This window comes from Actinoplanes sp. SE50/110 (assembly GCF_900119315.1).
Classification (GTDB): domain Bacteria; phylum Actinomycetota; class Actinomycetes; order Mycobacteriales; family Micromonosporaceae; genus Actinoplanes.
In genome coordinates, this window is record NZ_LT827010.1 from 356,270 (window position 1) to 371,633 (window position 15,364).

The window sequence follows — 15,364 nt, forward strand, 5'->3', positions numbered from 1 at the left end:
CGGAGCCGGCTGAGGGACCGGCGTGGGGAACGGCCCGGGCTGCGGCTTGATCGGCTCGGGCTCGCCCGGCTTCGGAGCCGCGGGTTTCGGCGGGACCGGAATCGGGCGCGGCTCACCCGGGCGCGGCTCGGCCGGCTCAGGCTCCGCGGGCGCGGGCTCACCCGGCTCCGGATCGGCGGGCACGGCCTCATCCGGCTCCGGATCCGCGGGCTTCGGATCGGCCGGCTCGGGCTCTGTCGGCTTGGGGTCAGCCGGCTCAGGTTCGGCGGGCTCGGGTTCTGTCGGCTTGGGGTCAGCCGGCTCGGGTTCGGCGGGCTTCGGCTCATTCGCCCTCGGCTGCCGGTCGGCCGGCTCAGACCGTGCGGTATCAGGCTTGCTCGGCGTCGGCTGGCGGTCGGCCGGCTCGGGCTGGGCGGGGTCAGTCTCGCTCGGCGTCGGCTGCCGGTCGGCCTGCTCAGACCGTGCGGGGTCTGGCTCGCTCGGCGTTGGCTGGCGATCGGCCGGCTCGGGCTGGGCGGGGTCAGTCTCGCTCGGCGTCGGCTGCCGGTCGGCCTGCTCAGACCGTGCGGGGTCTGGCTCGCTCGGCGTTGGCTGGCGATCGGCCGGCTTAGACCGTGCGGGGTCAGTCTCGCTCGGCGTCGGCTGCCGGTCGGACAGGTTGACGTCGGCGGGCTCGGGGGCCGGCTTCGCGGAAGGGTCGAGGACCGTCGGCGACGGCCGGTCGGCGGGTGGCACCGGTGGGGAGTCGACGAGGGTCGGCTCGGAGGTGGCGACACCGTAGACCGCGGACTGCCGACCACCGTTCGGCGAGGCCCCGGGCACACTGACGCGCCCCGCGCCCGAGCCGGGAACCGCCGAGATCGGCCGGGACGAGGCGGCGGACGGCGCCCAGAGCGCTCCCGGCCCCGGCGGGGGCGGCGGCGCGTAACCCTCGGGCTCGTCGACAGGCCGGGCCGGTGGCGGCGTGCTGCCAGCGCCGTCCCTGGTCGCCTGCTGCTCGTCCATGGGTCCTCCCGACCGCCGCTGCCGACGGGTTTAGGACGTCGGTCGCTGACCTTAACCGTGCCACATCAGTCGGTGTGAGCGCACCCGGCGTCGAGCCGACCAGTCCTACGACGGAAGGCTTGATTGCCCGATGACCGGGTCGGATTATCACCCGTTTCCCGGACGATACGCGGGCGGACGCAGCGGCGCTGCCCCGGTGACCGTGATCGGTCACCGGCAGCCGGGAATCGGCGACCGCGGGCGGTCGCCGGCCGGTCCGCGGCCGGCCGCACCTAGCCGGCCGAGCCGGAGCTGGTGGCGGTGGCCGACTTGGAGCTGGTGGCGGTGGCCGACTTGGTCGACTCGGGCTGCTTGGTCGACTCGGTCGCGGCGGTCGAGGAGGTCGACCCGCTGGACGTGCCGCCGCTGCTCGAGCTGGTCCCGCCGGAGCTGGTCCCGCCGGAGCTGGTCCCGCCGGAGCTGGTCCCGCCGGAGCTGGTCCCGCCGGAGCTGGTCCCGCCGGAGCTGGTCCCGCCGGAGCTGGTCCCGCCGGAGCTGGTCCCGCCGGAGCTGGTCCCGCCGGAGCTGGTCCCGCCGGAGCTGGTGCCACCGGAGCTGGTGCCACCGGAGCTGGTGCCACCGGAGCTCGTGCCGCCGGAGCTGGTCCCGCCGGAGCTGGAACCGCCGGCCGGCGTCGAGGTGCCGGTGCTCGGGCTGCTGCTCGACGGGCCCGGCGTGGGGGACGGCTTGGCCGGGGCGGAGCTCGCCGGCGGCCGCGGCTTCTTGGTCGGCGTGCTGGAGCCGCCGGTGCTCGGCTTGGTGGTCGGTTTGGTGCTCGGGGTCGCGCCGCCACCGCCGGTGTGGCCACCACCGTTGGTGCCACCGCCGGTGGCCGGCTCCTCCGGATCGGCGGTGCCCAGCGGGATGCCGGTCGTGCCGCCCTCGACCGAGCCGAAGACCCGGGTGGCCTGGAAGAGCTGGCTCCACCGGACCGGCACGAGCCGCACGTTCAGCCCGGTGCGCGGGGCCTCGACCATCATGCCGTTGCCCGCGTACATCGCGACGTGGTGGATGCCGGTCCAGCTGTTGGTGTAGCTGAAGAACAGCAGGTCGCCGGGGACCAGCGAATACCGGTCGACGACCTTGTTGCGGGTCTGCCAGTACTGGTCGCGGGAGACGCGGACCATGGGATAGCCCACCGAGTGGTACGAGGCGAAGATCAGACCGGAGCAGTCGTACGCGTCGGGGCCCTCCTCGGACCACACGTACGGATCGCCGCGCTGGGCGAGCGCGAACTGCAGCGCCTGGATCGCCCGCGGGTCGGCTCCGCGACCGGCCGAGGCGCCGCCGAGATACTGCGCGCCGAGGGCCTGGTCGGCGGCGTTCGCGACGCTCTCGGCGGCGGCCAGCTCGTCCTTGTGTGCGGCTTCCAGTTTCTGCTGGGCGGCCTGCTTCTTGGTGAGCGTGGCGTTCAGCTTCTCGTACTGCTTGAGGACGCCGTCGTATTTCTCGGTGGCGAGGGTCTGCTCGTCGATCGCGATCTGCGCGGCGATCTCGGCGGACTCCAGGTGCTGGGCGGTCGTGGCGTCGGTCGGTTTCTCGCCGCGCTGCAGGCGGGCCAGCTGGTCCAGGCCGAGCAGGCCGGAGTCGAGCGCGCCGGGCGGGACCGCGGCGGCCTGCTGCATCGCCTGACCGGCCGCGGTGACCGCGTCGGTCTGGGCGCTCTGCAGGCCGGTCTGCGCCTCGCTCACCTTCAGTTGGGCGGTGCTCACCTGGCCCTGGGCGAGGTCGCGGTCGGCTTTCAGCTGGAGCAGCTGGTCACCGAGCTGGTCGACCTGGATGCGGCCCTGCTCGATCTGGTGGAGCACCTTGTTGGTCGCCGAGCCGGGGATGGTGCTGACCGGCGTGGTGCTGATCGGCGTGTTGGGCAGCACGAGGGAACCGACCTGGGTGGGGCGAGAGCCGGAATCCGGCACACCGGCCGAGATCGGCTGGCCGTCGCCGGGCGCGGCCATCGCCGGGATCGGCTGGAACAGCGCAGCCAGTGCTGCCGCGACAGCCGCCGACAGAGTGACGGGTCGGAGTCGCGCATGCACGGAGCGTGATGAATCCTGTCCGTACCGCAGTGCCTTCGACATGAGCTCCCCGTCCGGGGCGACCGCCGGCCGCCGCAATTGGTTCCTTAAGGTTCTTACCCCACTCCGCGCACCGCTGTCGATCGAAAGAAGGTGAAAGGACCCTGAGAATTTCTCGACTTGCCGCTGTGGAGCTCTGAAGCGGCTGGTCAACGCGCCGAATCCGGAGTGTGGCCGGCCACCGGGCGGCCCGGCCCCGTGCTCGTTGTCAGACCCGGCACGTACTCTCGACCCGAGATTCGGCAAAGGCGCGGACATGGGAGGGGCGAGCATGGACGCCGGTTTGAAGCGTGACCTCGAGGCGAAGGTCTACGCCGGTGAGCGGCTCACCCGCGAGGACGGCATCGCGCTCTACGACAGCGACGATCTGGCCTGGCTCGGCCGGCTGGCGCACCACCGGCGCACCGAGCTCAACGGCGACCGGGTGATGTTCAACGTCAACCGCCACCTGAACCTGACGAACGTCTGCTCCGCCAGCTGCGCGTACTGCTCTTTCCAGCGCAAGCCGGGGGAGAAGGACGCGTACACGATGCGCATCGACGAGGCGGTCCGCAAGGCCAAGGAGATGGAGGACGAGCAGCTCACCGAGCTGCACATCGTCAACGGCCTGCACCCCACCCTGCCCTGGCGGTATTACCCCAAGGTGCTGCGCGAGCTGAAAGCCGCGCTGCCGAACGTCAAGCTCAAGTGCTTCACCGCCACCGAGGTCCAGTGGTTCGAGAAGATCAGCGGCCTATCCGCCAGTGAGATCCTCGACGAGCTGATGGACGCCGGGCTGGAGTCGCTGACCGGGGGCGGCGCCGAGATCTTCGACTGGGAGGTCCGGCAGCACATCGTCGACCACGCCTGCCACTGGGAGGACTGGTCGCGGATCCACCGGCTGGCCCACCAGAAGGGGATGCGGACCCCGGCCACCATGCTCTACGGCCACATCGAGGAGCCCCGGCACCGGGTCGACCACGTGCTGCGCCTGCGCGAGCTGCAGGACGAGACCGGCGGCTTCGCCGTCTTCATCCCGCTGCGCTATCAGCACGACTTCCACGACTCGGCGGACGGCATCGTCCGCAACCGGATCCAGGCGCGCACCACGATGGCCGCCCCGGCCGAGTCGCTCAAGACGTTCGCGGTCTCCCGGCTGCTGTTCGACAACGTGCCGCACGTGAAGTGCTTCTGGGTCATGCACGGGCTCTCGGTCGCCCAGCTCTCGCTCAACTTCGGCGCCGACGACCTGGACGGCTCGGTGGTCGAGTACAAGATCACTCACGATGCCGACTCGTACGGCACGCCCAGCACCATGCACCGCGACGACCTGCTGCACCTGATCTGGGACGCCGGCTTCCAGCCGGTCGAGCGCAACACGCGGTACGAGGTCGTCCGGGAGTATGAGAAGCCGGTCGGCCTGGCCGAGCGGCGCAGCGAACCGCAGAAGGTCTGGGCCTAAGGTTTTCTGATGACTCAGCAGCGGAGCGCAGGTGGCCTGCGGCGGGATTCCGGCCCGATGGCGACGGTGGGCGATCTGCTCGGTGCGGCCTTCGCCGGGCTGGTCGTCGGCATCGCCGTGGTGCTGGTGCTGGAGGGGATCCTGGTGCTGACCGGGGTGTCCCGGTTCGGTCAAACCAACGGCTGGCTGATCCTGATCCTGCCGGTGTGGCTCTTCGTCGAGCAGTTCCGGGCGGCCGGCTTCGGTGCCGACCGGGTGCTGGCGGCGGTGCTGGGCATCGGGTTCGGTGCGGCCGCCGGCATGACGATCGCCGGTGTCGTCGCACCGTATGCTCCTCCCCTGGTGAGCGGCGGCGCCGGTGCGGTGACCGCCGCGGTCGTCCACTGCTTCGTCTGGTTCTACGGCCTCCGCTGGCTGCGCCAGCGCTCCGGCTGAGGGAGAGAGATCATGAGTCCCGCCGTCAAATACACGCTGGGCCGCATCGGCCTGTTCCTGGTGGTGTTCGCCGCGCTCTTCCCCTTGCCGCTGAACATCCTGGTCAAGGCGATGATCGCGTTCGTCGCCTCGGCCGGGTTCTCGTTCTTCGTGCTCCGTAAGTGGCGGGACGAGATGGCCGAGCAGCTCGGCGCGTCCGCCCAGCGCCGCGCCACGGAGAAGGCGCGGCTGCGCTCCGCCCTGGCCGGCGACGACGAGGCCGCCGCGGCCGGCGACCGGGTAGCGGCCGCCGACGCCACCAGCGGTGGCGACCGGATCGCCGACGCCGCTGCGGCCGGCAGTGCGGACACCGAGACGGCTGCCGCCGCCGGCGAGATCAAAACCGAGGGCGCCAAGGCGGAGGGCAGAACGGAAGCCGGCAAGTAGCCGTCCCGGAAGAGCAGAGCGGCGTCGGCAGCCGGAGGGCGCGCTAGTGACGCCCGGCGAGTAGGCGGCGCGGCATCCCTGGCAGGGCCGGGCGTGTGGGCGGGCAGCCCGGCGCGGCCGGTGAGCGCGCGGCTGGGGGGATGTGTGAGGCCTGATCACCGGCGGGCGGCAGGTGAGATAGCGTCTGAGCTGACCGCGCCACAGCGAAGCCGGTGGGAAACCGGAGCTGTCCCGCAACTGTGATCCCTCACCACGAGGTCTAGCCAGGTCGCCTCTGGCCGCGGTCGCGAACCAGCGCTCCCGGGGAGGGGCGCCTCGCGGGCGGCGGCCACAAGCCCCTGTCGGCGAAGCACCATGCCCGGCCGACAGGAGGACTTGATGAAACGCGCGATCATCGCCGCTACCGCGGCTGCGCTGCTGCTCACCGGTTGTGGTGACAAGGCGGACTCGACGAAGGAGCCGGCCGCCGCGGCGAGTTCGGCCGGCACCGGCTTCCCGGTCACGGTCGGCCCACTCACCCTCGGCGCCCGCCCGGAGAAGATCGTCTCGCTGAGCCCGACCGCCACCGAGATGCTCTTCGCGATCGGCGCCGGGCCGCAGGTCACCGCGGTCGACGACCAGTCGAACCATCCAGCCGAGGCGCCCAAGACCGACCTGTCCGGCTTCAAACCGAACGCCGAGGCGATCGCGGCGAAGAACCCGGACCTGGTCGTGCTCTCCGGCGACGCCGACCAGATCGTCGCTCAGCTGGGCAAGCTCAAGATCCCGACGTTCGTGTCGCCGGCCGCGGCGTCGCTTGACGACACGTACCGGGAAATCGACGAACTTGGTTCGTTGACCGGGCACAGCGGCGAGGCCACCCAGCTCAGCCAGACGATGAAGACTGAGATCGATCAGATCGTCAAGGGCGTGCCGGCGCGCACCAAGCCGCTCTCCTACTTCTACGAGCTGGGGCCGGAGCTGTACTCGGCGACGTCGAAGACGTTCATCGGCGGGGTGTTCCACCTGTTCGGGATGACCAACGTGGCCGATTCCGCCGATGCCGACGGCAGTAAGGGCGGCTATCCGCAACTGTCCGCGGAGACGCTGGTCAAGGCGAACCCGGACACCGTCTTCCTGGCCGACACCAAGTGCTGCCGGCAGTCCGCGGACAGCGTCAAGGCGCGCAAGGGCTGGGCGTCGATCACCGCGGTGCAGAAGGGCCGGATCTACCCGCTCGACGACGACATCGCGTCCCGCTGGGGCCCCCGCACCGTCGACCTGGTCAAGGCCGTCGCCGACGCGGTGAGCAAGGTCCCCGCGTCATGAGTTCGGCCGCCGCCGACGCGGTGAGCAAGGTTCCGGCGTCATGAGACCGGCCGGGCTCCGCCCGGCCTGGCTGCTGGCCGGCGTGCTGTCCGTGCTGGTCGCGGTCACCGCCGGCCTCGCGTTCGGCTCGGTCTCACTGCCGCCCGGCGGCGTCGCGGCCGAACTGCTCAACCTGATCCCGGGGGTCCGCCTGCACAGCGGGCTCAGCGAACGCGACGTCGCGATCCTGATGGAGCTGCGGCTGCCCCGGGTCGTCCTCGGCCTGCTGGTCGGGGCGATGCTGTCGCTGGCCGGCGCCGCCTACCAGGGTGCGTTCCGCAATCCGCTGGCCGACCCGCACCTGCTCGGGGTCGCGGCCGGCGCCGGCCTGGGGGTGACCGCGGTGCTGGTGCTGCGCCCGGCCGGTGCGGCCGAGGCCGGTCTGCCGATCGGCGTGCCGGCCGCCGCGTTCGCCGGCGCGCTGATCGCGGTCGCTCTCACCTGGGTGCTGGGCGCCGTCGGTGGCCGCGACCGATCGCCGGCCGCGCTGATTCTGGCCGGGGTGGCGGTCTCCGCGTTCCTCGCCGCGATGCAGACCTACCTGCTGCAGCGGCACGTCGAGTCGCTGCGCGAGGTGTATTCCTGGCTGCTCGGCCGGCTCGCCACCGCCGGTTGGCACGACGTGCTCGTGGTCCTGCCGTACACGGTGCTGACCGCGGCGATCATGCTGACCCAGGGCCGCGAACTGGATGTGCTGACCGTCGGTGACGAGGAGGCGACCAGCCTCGGCCTGCATCCGCAGCGTAGTCGCTACCTGCTGATCGTCGCGGCGTCGCTGGGCACCGCCGCGGCGGTCTCCGTCTCCGGCCTGATCGGATTCGTCGGCATCATCGTCCCGCACACGCTGCGCCTGCTGGCCGGCCCCAGCTATCGCTCGCTGCTGCCACTGTCGGTGCTGTTCGGGGCCGCCTTCCTGACCCTTACCGACCTGCTGGCCCGGGTCGCCGGCGGCGCCGCGGAGATCCCGATCGGGGTGGTCACCGCGTTCCTGGGAGCGCCGTTCTTCGTCGTCGTGCTGCGCACGACACGATCGGCCGCCACATGAGCAGCCCCGGTCGCGAGACCGCGGCGATTGCGGTCGCCGATCTGGCGGTACGCCGGGACGGGGCGCTGATCGTCGACAACATCACCCTGAGTGTCGGCGAGGGCGAGTGGGTGACGGTGATCGGCCCGAACGGCGCCGGCAAGTCCACGGCGCTGCGAGCGGTGGCCGGCCTGCTCCCGTTCACCGGGTCGGTCCGGTTGTACGGCAGCCCGGTCGACCGGTTGCACCGCCGGGACCGGGCCAAGGCGATCGCGGTGGTCATGCAGAACCCCGTCGTCCCACCCGCGATGACCGTTTTCGACTACGTACTGCTGGGCCGCACCCCGTACATCCCGGCGCTCGGCCGGGAATCCGCCGCCGACCTGGCCGCCGTCGACGAGGAGCTGGCCGCGCTCGACCTGGTCCCGTTCGCCGGCCGCCGGCTGGACACCCTTTCCGGCGGCGAACGCCAGCGCGTCTTCCTGGCCCGGGCCCTCGCCCAGGGCGCCCGGATCCTGCTGCTCGACGAGCCGACCAGTGCCCTCGACATCGGCCACCAGCAGGAGGTCCTGGAGCTGGTGGACCGGCTGCGGGCGGAGCGTGCCCTGACCGTGCTGGCCACCATGCACGATCTGTCCACCGCCGGGGAGTACGCGGACCGGATGGTGATGCTCGCCGGTGGCCGGGTGGTGGCGGCCGGGACGCCGACGGAGGTGCTCACCGAGAGCAACCTGGCCGAGCACTACCGGGTCAGGGTCCGGGTGATCGCCGGCGATCACGGCCCGCTGGTGGTGGCGGTCCGCTCCTGAGCCGGCCGGGCTCGTTGCCGGTCGCGCGGCAGTGGTGCGGCCGACTTGAGGAAAGTGCGGGGTGCGAACCGAACCGCAACCGGGGCGCGACCGGTCTGCACTCCGAGGTGGCCCGAAGCGCCCGAATGTGCGGGCATGACCGACACGATGGTGGTTGAGCTGGGACTGCAGGCCATGACGATCGCGGCGAAGGTGGCGGCGCCGGTGCTGCTGACCGCGCTGGCGGTCGGCTTCGCGGTGTCGCTCTTCCAGTCGGTGACGCAGATCCAGGAGGCGACGTTGGCGTTCGTCCCGAAGGCGGTGGCGATCGGTGCGATGCTGCTGTTCTCCGGCAACTGGATGCTGCACGAGATGATCACGTACACCGGTCAGCTCTTTGACAAGATCCCCGACCTGCTGCACTGAGCGCGGGACACCGCAAGAGGCCGCTCCCCGGGGCGGCCTTCTCATTGTGCGGCGGCGCGCGGGTGGGGGCTATCGGCGGGCGGTGGTGAGCAGCGCGAAGGTGGCGCCCTGGGGGTCGGTGAGCACGGCGTAGCGGCCGATCGGGATCGTCGTCGGCGGGCTGATGATGCGGCCGCCCAGGGCGAAGGCGTGTTCGGCGGCGGCGTCGCAGTCGCCGGTGGCGAAATAGGTCAGCCAGTACGGTGAGATGTCGTCGGACCAGCCGTCCCCGGTCATCGGGTGGATGCCGGCGACCGGCCGGCGGCCGTTGTCGCACAGCAGGTAGGGCAGGCCGCCGACCTCGGCCGTGCGGAACGTCCAGCCGAAGACCGCGCCGTAGAAGGTGCGCGCGGTGTCCAGGTCGCGGGTGTTCAGCTCGTTCCAGGTGAGGGCGCCGGGGACGTCGAAGACCTCGGCGCCGCGCATCGAGCGGGGCTCCCAGACGCTGAACGGAGCGCCGGACGGGTCCAGGAACGCGGCCATCCGGCCCTGATCCATCACGTCGAACGGGGCGACCAGGACTTTCCCGGCGGCGGCCTCGACCAGGGCGGCGCTCCGATCGGCGTCGGCGGTGGCCAGGTAGGTGCTCCAGGCGGTGGGCTGCCCCTCGCCGTAGAGCGGGCCGGCACCGGCCACCGGCAGGCCGTTGAGCAGGAACGTCGTGTATCCGCCGAAGTCGTCGCCGGAAACGTCGGCGGTCCAGCCGAACAGGCTCGTGTAGAACCGGATCGCGGCGTCGAGGTCGGACGTGGCCAGATCCACCCAGTTGGGCCCGCTGGGCGATGGAGCGGTCATAGCCGCATGGTCGCATCCGGACACGGCCGCCCGGGCGAAACTGTCGCCCATCCACCAGCCGAGTGCCGGGCGGCATGAGGACGACGATCGGTCGCCGGACGCGAGCGGGGAATGGGCGCGTACGGAATCGGTCACTTCCCGCCGCCAAGCCGGACGCGCGGCGCGGGGTCCTAAGGTGGTTGCGTGGGAGATGTGATCTTGCGAGCGGCGCAGGCTTCCGAGTGGAGCCGGATCCTGGATTTCTGGGCGTCGGCGGCGGAGAACGACAGCCGGCCGGCGGATACCCCGGCGGCGGTCGAGGCGCTGGTGGGTCGGGATCCGGAGGCGTTGATCCTGGCCGTGGACGGCGACAAGATCGTCGGCACGATCATCGCGGGCTGGGACGGCTGGCGGTGCCACCTCTACCGGCTGGCGGTCGCCCCGGACCGCCGCCGCGCCGGGCTCGGTGGTCGCCTGATCGCCGCCGCCGAGCAGCGGTTCCGTGCGCTGGGCGGTACCCGTGCGGACGCGATGGTGTTGGACGCCAACACCGGGGCGCACGGCATCTGGGCCGCGTACGGCTACCGGAGTCAACGCGAGTGGTCGCGTTGGGTGAAATCGCTCGGCGATTCCACGCAGTGAGACGAATCCGCAATGGAGCGAGCCTTCCGCCCGGGTGCCGCAGGGGTCAGGATGCTCGTTCGTGGATGACCTTCTGGTGGCGCTCTGCGGCAACCCCGCGCTGCCGCCCGCCCTGGTCGACCGCCTGATCGGGCTGGCCGCCGAGAACGCCGCCGCGACCGCCGCCGCGACCGCCGGCAAGAACGCCGACGTCCGCGCGATGGTCGCGGGCAACCCGGCCACCCCGCCGGAGACGCTCGTCGTCCTGGTCGCGAACGACCCGCCGGCCGCGGTGTGCCGGGTCTGCGAGCAGGAGCCGATCCCGTTCCGGCACGACCCGGACTGCCTGCGGGGCGACTGCACCCTGCCGCCCGGCGCCCGCTGCACCGGCAGCCACGAATCCGCTGTCCACAACCTGCGGCACCGGGCTGTGGACAACCCGTCCACGCCGGCCGGGACGGTCGCGCGGCTGGCCGTGGATCCGCCGCTCGCCCTGCGGTATGCCCTGGCCGCACGGCCCGACCTGCCGCACTGGGCGGCCGAGCGGCTGGTCACCGACCCGGCACCGGGCGTCCGGCACACCCTGGCCGAGAACCCGGGCCTGGCGCCCGACCTGATCGAGCGCCTGGCCGGGGACCCGCTGGCACCGGTCCGGCAGCGGCTGGCCAGGAATCCGGCGCTGCCGCTGGCGGTGCTGGCCCGGCTGACCGGCACGACCCGGATCGGGCCGGTCCTGCTGCCCCGGGTCGCGGCCGCGACCGAGGCCGAGGTGCGCGATCTCGCGGCGAGCGCCGACCCGGAGCTGCGGATGCTGGTGGCGGTCCGGCGGGACCTGCCGGACGACGTGCGGGACGCGCTCGCCGAGGATCCGGACGCGAAGGTGGTCGCGGCGGTGGCCGGACATCCGGGGTTGGCCGGGGCGGTGCTCGGGAGGATGGTGGCGGTTCACGGCGTACGCGTCAATTGTCAGGTGGCCGGAAATCCGGACGCGCCCGCGGACCTGTTGCGGCAGCTCGCCCGGGGGATTCCGCGCGTGCCGAAGGCACTGCGCGAGATCGCGCGCCACCCGAACGCGGACGCCGCGACCCTGGAGCTCTGTCTCGCCACAGTGGAGCCGTCGGACTATCGGGCGCGGGCGATCGCGGCCGGGCACCCGGCACTGCCACCCGGGCGGATCGCCGCACTGCTCGCCGACCCGGACCCGCGGGTGGCCGAATCGGCGGCCGGCAACCCGTCGCTGCCGGTCGCCGCCATGATCCGGCTGGTCAGCGACCGAGAGCGGCCAGCGCGGCCCTGACCTGCGGAACCGGATCGGGACCCAGCGGTCGCAGGACGATCGTCGCGGCGCCCGCCCCGGTCAGCGCGGCGACCTTGCCGGGCACCTCGGTGACCGGGCCGATCAGCGAGAAAACCTCTTCCGGCGGTACGCCGAGCCAGCCGGCCTGGCCCTCGACCATCTGCCCGGTCACCCTCGCGGCGTCCGCCGGATCGTCGTTGACGTGCAGATACGTAAAGACGATCAGCTCGTGACCGTCGTCGGCGCCACCCCGCCGGATGTGCGTGAGCGCGTCCCGCAACTGCGCCGGGCCGTTGCCCTCGGCGATGATCGTGCCGTCCGCGACCCGGCCGGACAGCTCCAGCGAACGTGGCCGGACCACACCGGTGACGATCGGCGGGACGACCGCGGGCGGGTGCACCAGGCGTACGCCGTCGATGTGCACCTCCCGCCCGTCGAGCGTCACCGTCTCGCCGCGCAGCAGACCCCGGACGGCCCGGACCGTCTCCTCCAGCATGGCCAGTTTCGACGTCGGCTCGACGCCGACCTGACGCATCCACTCGGACACCCCGTGACCGATTCCGGCCACCAGGCGGCCCGGCTGGACCCGGGCCAGCATGGCCAGCTCCATCGCGAGCAGCGCCGGGCTGCGCAGCGGGGCCGGGGCGATGCCGATCCCGACCCGGATCCGGGAGGTGGCGGCCAGGGCCAGTGCGGCCGCACTGATCGAACCGGCCCAGCCGAGGTCCTCCACCACCCAGAGGTCGTCGGCGCCGGCCTCCTCCACGGCGGTGGCGAAGGCCGGCAGGTCTTCGGGGGACAGATCGCGGTCGAACATCACTCCGAGGCGGGGCATCAGGTGATGTTAAGCGGTTCAGGGAGCGGTGTGGCGTGCACGACCGACAGACGCGTGACGGCCCGGGTGAGGACCACGTAGAGACGGTTCAGCCCGCGCGGCTCGGCGGCCACGATGTCGGCCGGCTCGTGCACGATGACATGGTCGTACTCCAATCCTTTGACCAGCGTGGCCGGCACGACCATGACGCGCGCCTCGGCCTCCGGGTCGTCGGGCGTCGCGTGCTCGATGCCGGCCGCGGTGAGGTGGCCGCGGAGCCGGTCCACCGCGGCGTCGGCCGCGATGATCGCGATCGAGCCCTCGTGCGTCAGCGCCGCGGTCACCTCGGCCAGCGTGCGCGCGTCCAGATCGGCCGGGTCGGCGACCGGGAGGACGGCGAGATCGCCGTCGCGGCGCAGCGAGACCGCCTCCGGCACGTTCACGCCCAACGCCGGCAGCAGGCGGTTGGCCAGTGCCACGACGACCTCCGGCACCCGGAAACCGACGGTCAGCGGCACCACCGGCGCGCCGGATTTGCCCAGGTGGCCGAGGATGTCCTGCCAGTCCGTGGCGGCCCACGGCGCGGTGCCCTGCGCCAGGTCGCCGAGCAGCGTGATTGAGCCGTGCTCGCTGCGCCGGGCGATCGCGCGGGCCTGCATGGGCGACAGATCCTGCGCCTCGTCGACCACCACGTGACCGAAGCTGTTCTCCCGCTCCAGCAGTCCGGCGGCCTCGTCGAGCAGCAGCAGGTCGCCGGCGGTCCAGCGGGCCGACTTCGGCGTCTTCGGTGGCTTCACCCAGCGGATCGCCGCCTGCTCGTCGTCGGTGAGCAGGTCACCGGCCACCGACGGATCGGTCAGCACGTCCGCGACCAGGGACTCCGGGGTGACCGCCGGCCAGCACGCCTCCAGGAAACCGGTGACCGGGGCGATCCTGCCCATCTTGCGGAGCCAGGTCTCGCCCGGCGAATTCCCGGTGCGATATTCCGACTGCCGTTGCAGCAGGCCGACCACCCGGGCGCGGACCCGCTCCCGGCCGACCGCATACGGCAAGCCCTCGCGGCGGGCCTCGTCGACGATCCGGCGCAGCGGCTCGACGTCGATCCGCCAACGGTACGACCCGTCGGACACCATGATCGGCTCGGTGGGCTTGGCGACCCGGCCCCACAGCGTACGGCTCAGCACCTCGGCCATCCGCACGTCGTTCTTGACCAGCGTCGCAGCGGCGGAATCGGCGGTCCTGACCGGTGCCCGCCCGATCAGCTCGTCCACGGTGGACTGCTGCACCTCGACCTCACCGAGGGTGGGCAGCACCGCCGAGATGTAGGAGAGGAAAGCGGTGTTCGGCCCGACGATCAGCACCCCGGACCGGCGCAGCCGCTCCCGGTGCAGGTAGAGCAGGAACGCCGCGCGGTGCAGCCCGACCGCGGTCTTCCCGGTACCCGGCGCGCCCTGCACACAGATCGACTCGGACAGCTCCGCCCGGACCAGCTCGTCCTGCTCCGGCTGGATGGTGGCGACAATGTCCCGCATCGGGCCGACCCGCGGGCGCTCGATCTCCGCGGTCAGGATCCGGCTGCTGGTGCCCAGCTCCTCGCCGCGATCCAGGTGCTCGTCCTCGAAGCTGGTCAGCTCGCCCTTGACGAAACCGAACCGGCGGCGGGTCGAGACACCCTGCGGGTCGCGGACACTCGCCCGGTAGAACGAGCGGGACAGTGGGGCCCGCCAGTCCAGCACCATCGGCTCGCCCGCGTCGTCGGTGACATGCCGGCGCCCCACGTGGTACGCGCTCTCCTCGATGTCGAGGCGGCCGAAGAAGAGCGGGGTGTCCGGGTCGTCGGCGAGCTCCTTGACCCGGCGGGCCATGTGCCGGCCCAGCTGCTCGGCGGTGTAGGCGTCGCCGGCCACCTGATTGCCGGTGGCGAACAGGGCCTCGGCCCGTCCCCGCATCCGTTTCAGCGCGGCCCGTGACTCGGTCAGGTGGGTGCGTTCGGCGTCGAGTTGAACATCGAGATCAGGCGCGGGCACGGGCATCCTCGGCAGGTCGTTGCTGCGGCTGCGCTCGCGTATCCGGTCGTGCGGATGGGCCGCCGCCGGCGCGGGGACGCCCGCTGCGGTGCATGCTCACCACGGCCGTCAAGCGGTCCTCCACGCTACGCCTCCCCGCAGCGCTGTCCACCGAATTTCCGGCGGTACGACAATGGGGGCATGGCTGAGCGGGAGAACGTGCGGGTGTCGGATGCGCGGACGCTGCGGGCGCTGGCGCATCCGGCGCGGATCGAGATCGTGGATCACCTGAACGTCTCCGGGGCGACGGTCACCGCGACCGAGATGGCCGGCCTCGTCGGACTGTCGCCCAGCGCGACCAGCTACCACCTGCGTGAACTGGCCAAGTACGGGCTGGTGGAGCAGGCGCCGAGCCAGGGCGACGGCCGGGAACGCCGGTGGCGGGCGACCGGGAAGAACCTGTGGCTGGAGGCCGAGGTGGAGCAGCCGGAAGCGCTGGCCGCCGAGCGCGCGCTGATCGACATGTATCTGAGCCGGGACCGGGAGCGCATCTACGAGTGGCTGGACCGGCAGGGCACCGAGACCACCGAGTGGCGGGAGGCCAGCGTCATCATGGGCCAGCAGCTGCTGGTCAGCGCGGCCGAGCTGGCCAAGCTGAACGAGCAGGTCAGGACCCTGATCGAGCCGTACCGGGTGCGTGATCGGCAGGAGAACCCGACGGACGGCGCGCGCCGGGTGGCGGTGCAGTATCTGGCATTCCCGATGGACTGACCTCGATCCGGGGTTGCGTCCGGCAGATGTGAAGGA

Annotated in this window: 14 protein-coding genes; 10 read left to right on the top strand and 4 right to left on the bottom strand. The window is 72.2% G+C overall.

Going from position 1 to position 15,364, the window contains the following annotated elements; translation table 11 throughout:
- Nucleotides 1-1,277: 1,277 nt before the first annotated feature.
- Entirely contained in the window at nt 1,278-3,080 is a 1,803-nt protein-coding gene (locus ACSP50_RS43660) for a C40 family peptidase (RefSeq protein ID WP_231956838.1), read from the bottom strand.
- Between the two features lie 310 nt (nt 3,081-3,390).
- On the opposite strand from ACSP50_RS43660, the gene mqnE reads away from it, so the two are divergent.
- The 7 genes from mqnE to fliQ all read left to right on the top strand — a co-directional run bounded on the left by mqnE (nt 3,391) and on the right by fliQ (nt 9,006).
- Nucleotides 3,391-4,560 carry an aminofutalosine synthase MqnE gene (gene mqnE / locus ACSP50_RS01580; RefSeq protein ID WP_014687397.1) on the top strand — a complete coding sequence of 390 codons (1,170 nt, stop codon included), beginning with the start codon at nt 3,391-3,393 and terminating at the stop codon, nt 4,558-4,560.
- 9 nt (nt 4,561-4,569) lie between these two features.
- The gene (locus tag ACSP50_RS01585; protein ID WP_043510666.1) at nt 4,570-4,995 is read left to right on the top strand and encodes a hypothetical protein; all 426 of its coding nucleotides are present in this window, start codon (nt 4,570-4,572) and stop codon (nt 4,993-4,995) included.
- A gap of 12 nt (nt 4,996-5,007) precedes the next feature.
- Nucleotides 5,008-5,421, top strand: coding sequence for a DUF4229 domain-containing protein (locus tag ACSP50_RS01590; protein WP_014687399.1), 414 nt, complete (start codon nt 5,008-5,010; stop codon nt 5,419-5,421).
- Nucleotides 5,422-5,799: 378 nt separating this feature from the next.
- Nucleotides 5,800-6,729: an ABC transporter substrate-binding protein gene (locus ACSP50_RS01595; protein ID WP_014687400.1), complete on the top strand. Its 930-nt coding sequence runs from the start codon at nt 5,800-5,802 to the stop codon at nt 6,727-6,729.
- Nucleotides 6,730-6,769: 40 nt separating this feature from the next.
- Nucleotides 6,770-7,813, top strand: coding sequence for an iron ABC transporter permease (locus ACSP50_RS01600; RefSeq protein ID WP_014687401.1), 1,044 nt, complete (start codon nt 6,770-6,772; stop codon nt 7,811-7,813).
- Nucleotides 7,810-8,601 (top strand): ABC transporter ATP-binding protein, encoded by a 792-nt coding sequence (locus tag ACSP50_RS01605; protein ID WP_014687402.1) that lies wholly within the window; start codon nt 7,810-7,812, stop codon nt 8,599-8,601. The genes ACSP50_RS01600 and ACSP50_RS01605 overlap by 4 nt, the downstream gene beginning before the upstream one ends.
- Nucleotides 8,602-8,736: 135 nt before the next feature.
- Complete coding sequence (gene fliQ / locus ACSP50_RS01610) at nt 8,737-9,006, top strand: flagellar biosynthesis protein FliQ (protein WP_014687403.1); 270 nt, start codon at nt 8,737-8,739, stop codon at nt 9,004-9,006.
- A gap of 69 nt (nt 9,007-9,075) precedes the next feature.
- On the opposite strand, the gene ACSP50_RS01615 is transcribed toward fliQ, so the two are convergent.
- Nucleotides 9,076-9,840, bottom strand: a complete 765-nt coding sequence (locus ACSP50_RS01615; protein ID WP_043513343.1) for a VOC family protein — start codon at nt 9,838-9,840, stop codon at nt 9,076-9,078.
- 183 nt (nt 9,841-10,023) lie between these two features.
- Between ACSP50_RS01615 and ACSP50_RS01620 the strand changes: the two genes are divergently transcribed.
- Nucleotides 10,024-10,461: a GNAT family N-acetyltransferase gene (locus tag ACSP50_RS01620; RefSeq protein WP_014687405.1), complete on the top strand. Its 438-nt coding sequence runs from the start codon at nt 10,024-10,026 to the stop codon at nt 10,459-10,461.
- A gap of 61 nt (nt 10,462-10,522) precedes the next feature.
- Nucleotides 10,523-11,737, top strand: coding sequence for a leucine rich repeat variant (locus ACSP50_RS01625; protein ID WP_014687406.1), 1,215 nt, complete (start codon nt 10,523-10,525; stop codon nt 11,735-11,737).
- Here ACSP50_RS01625 and ACSP50_RS01630 read toward each other — a convergent pair.
- Together ACSP50_RS01630 and ACSP50_RS01635 are read right to left on the bottom strand one after the other, a co-directional pair.
- On the bottom strand, nt 11,706-12,572 hold the full coding sequence (locus ACSP50_RS01630) for an LLM class flavin-dependent oxidoreductase (protein ID WP_014687407.1): 867 nt from the start codon (nt 12,570-12,572) through the stop codon (nt 11,706-11,708). The genes ACSP50_RS01625 and ACSP50_RS01630 overlap by 32 nt on opposite strands.
- Nucleotides 12,572-14,584: an AAA family ATPase gene (locus tag ACSP50_RS01635; RefSeq protein ID WP_172898727.1), complete on the bottom strand. Its 2,013-nt coding sequence runs from the start codon at nt 14,582-14,584 to the stop codon at nt 12,572-12,574. The genes ACSP50_RS01630 and ACSP50_RS01635 overlap by 1 nt, the downstream gene beginning before the upstream one ends.
- Nucleotides 14,585-14,758: 174 nt before the next feature.
- On the opposite strand from ACSP50_RS01635, the gene ACSP50_RS01640 reads away from it, so the two are divergent.
- On the top strand, nt 14,759-15,328 hold the full coding sequence (locus ACSP50_RS01640) for a helix-turn-helix transcriptional regulator (RefSeq protein ID WP_014687409.1): 570 nt from the start codon (nt 14,759-14,761) through the stop codon (nt 15,326-15,328).
- Nucleotides 15,329-15,364: the final 36 nt, after the last annotated feature.

What these genes read in the sequence shown, in the direction of transcription:
- mqnE (WP_014687397.1), top strand. Translation starts at nt 3,391, where the DNA reads ATGGACGCCGGTTTGAAGCGTGACCTCGAGGCGAAGGTCTACGCCGGT.
- ACSP50_RS01585 (WP_043510666.1), top strand. Translation starts at nt 4,570, where the DNA reads ATGACTCAGCAGCGGAGCGCAGGTGGCCTGCGGCGGGATTCCGGCCCG.
- ACSP50_RS01590 (WP_014687399.1), top strand. Translation starts at nt 5,008, where the DNA reads ATGAGTCCCGCCGTCAAATACACGCTGGGCCGCATCGGCCTGTTCCTG.
- ACSP50_RS01595 (WP_014687400.1), top strand. Translation starts at nt 5,800, where the DNA reads ATGAAACGCGCGATCATCGCCGCTACCGCGGCTGCGCTGCTGCTCACC.
- ACSP50_RS01600 (WP_014687401.1), top strand. Translation starts at nt 6,770, where the DNA reads ATGAGACCGGCCGGGCTCCGCCCGGCCTGGCTGCTGGCCGGCGTGCTG.
- ACSP50_RS01605 (WP_014687402.1), top strand. Translation starts at nt 7,810, where the DNA reads ATGAGCAGCCCCGGTCGCGAGACCGCGGCGATTGCGGTCGCCGATCTG.
- fliQ (WP_014687403.1), top strand. Translation starts at nt 8,737, where the DNA reads ATGACCGACACGATGGTGGTTGAGCTGGGACTGCAGGCCATGACGATC.
- ACSP50_RS01615 (WP_043513343.1), bottom strand. Translation starts at nt 9,840, where the DNA reads ATGACCGCTCCATCGCCCAGCGGGCCCAACTGGGTGGATCTGGCCACG.
- ACSP50_RS01630 (WP_014687407.1), bottom strand. Translation starts at nt 12,572, where the DNA reads ATGCCCCGCCTCGGAGTGATGTTCGACCGCGATCTGTCCCCCGAAGAC.
- ACSP50_RS01635 (WP_172898727.1), bottom strand. Translation starts at nt 14,584, where the DNA reads ATGCCCGTGCCCGCGCCTGATCTCGATGTTCAACTCGACGCCGAACGC.
- ACSP50_RS01640 (WP_014687409.1), top strand. Translation starts at nt 14,759, where the DNA reads ATGGCTGAGCGGGAGAACGTGCGGGTGTCGGATGCGCGGACGCTGCGG.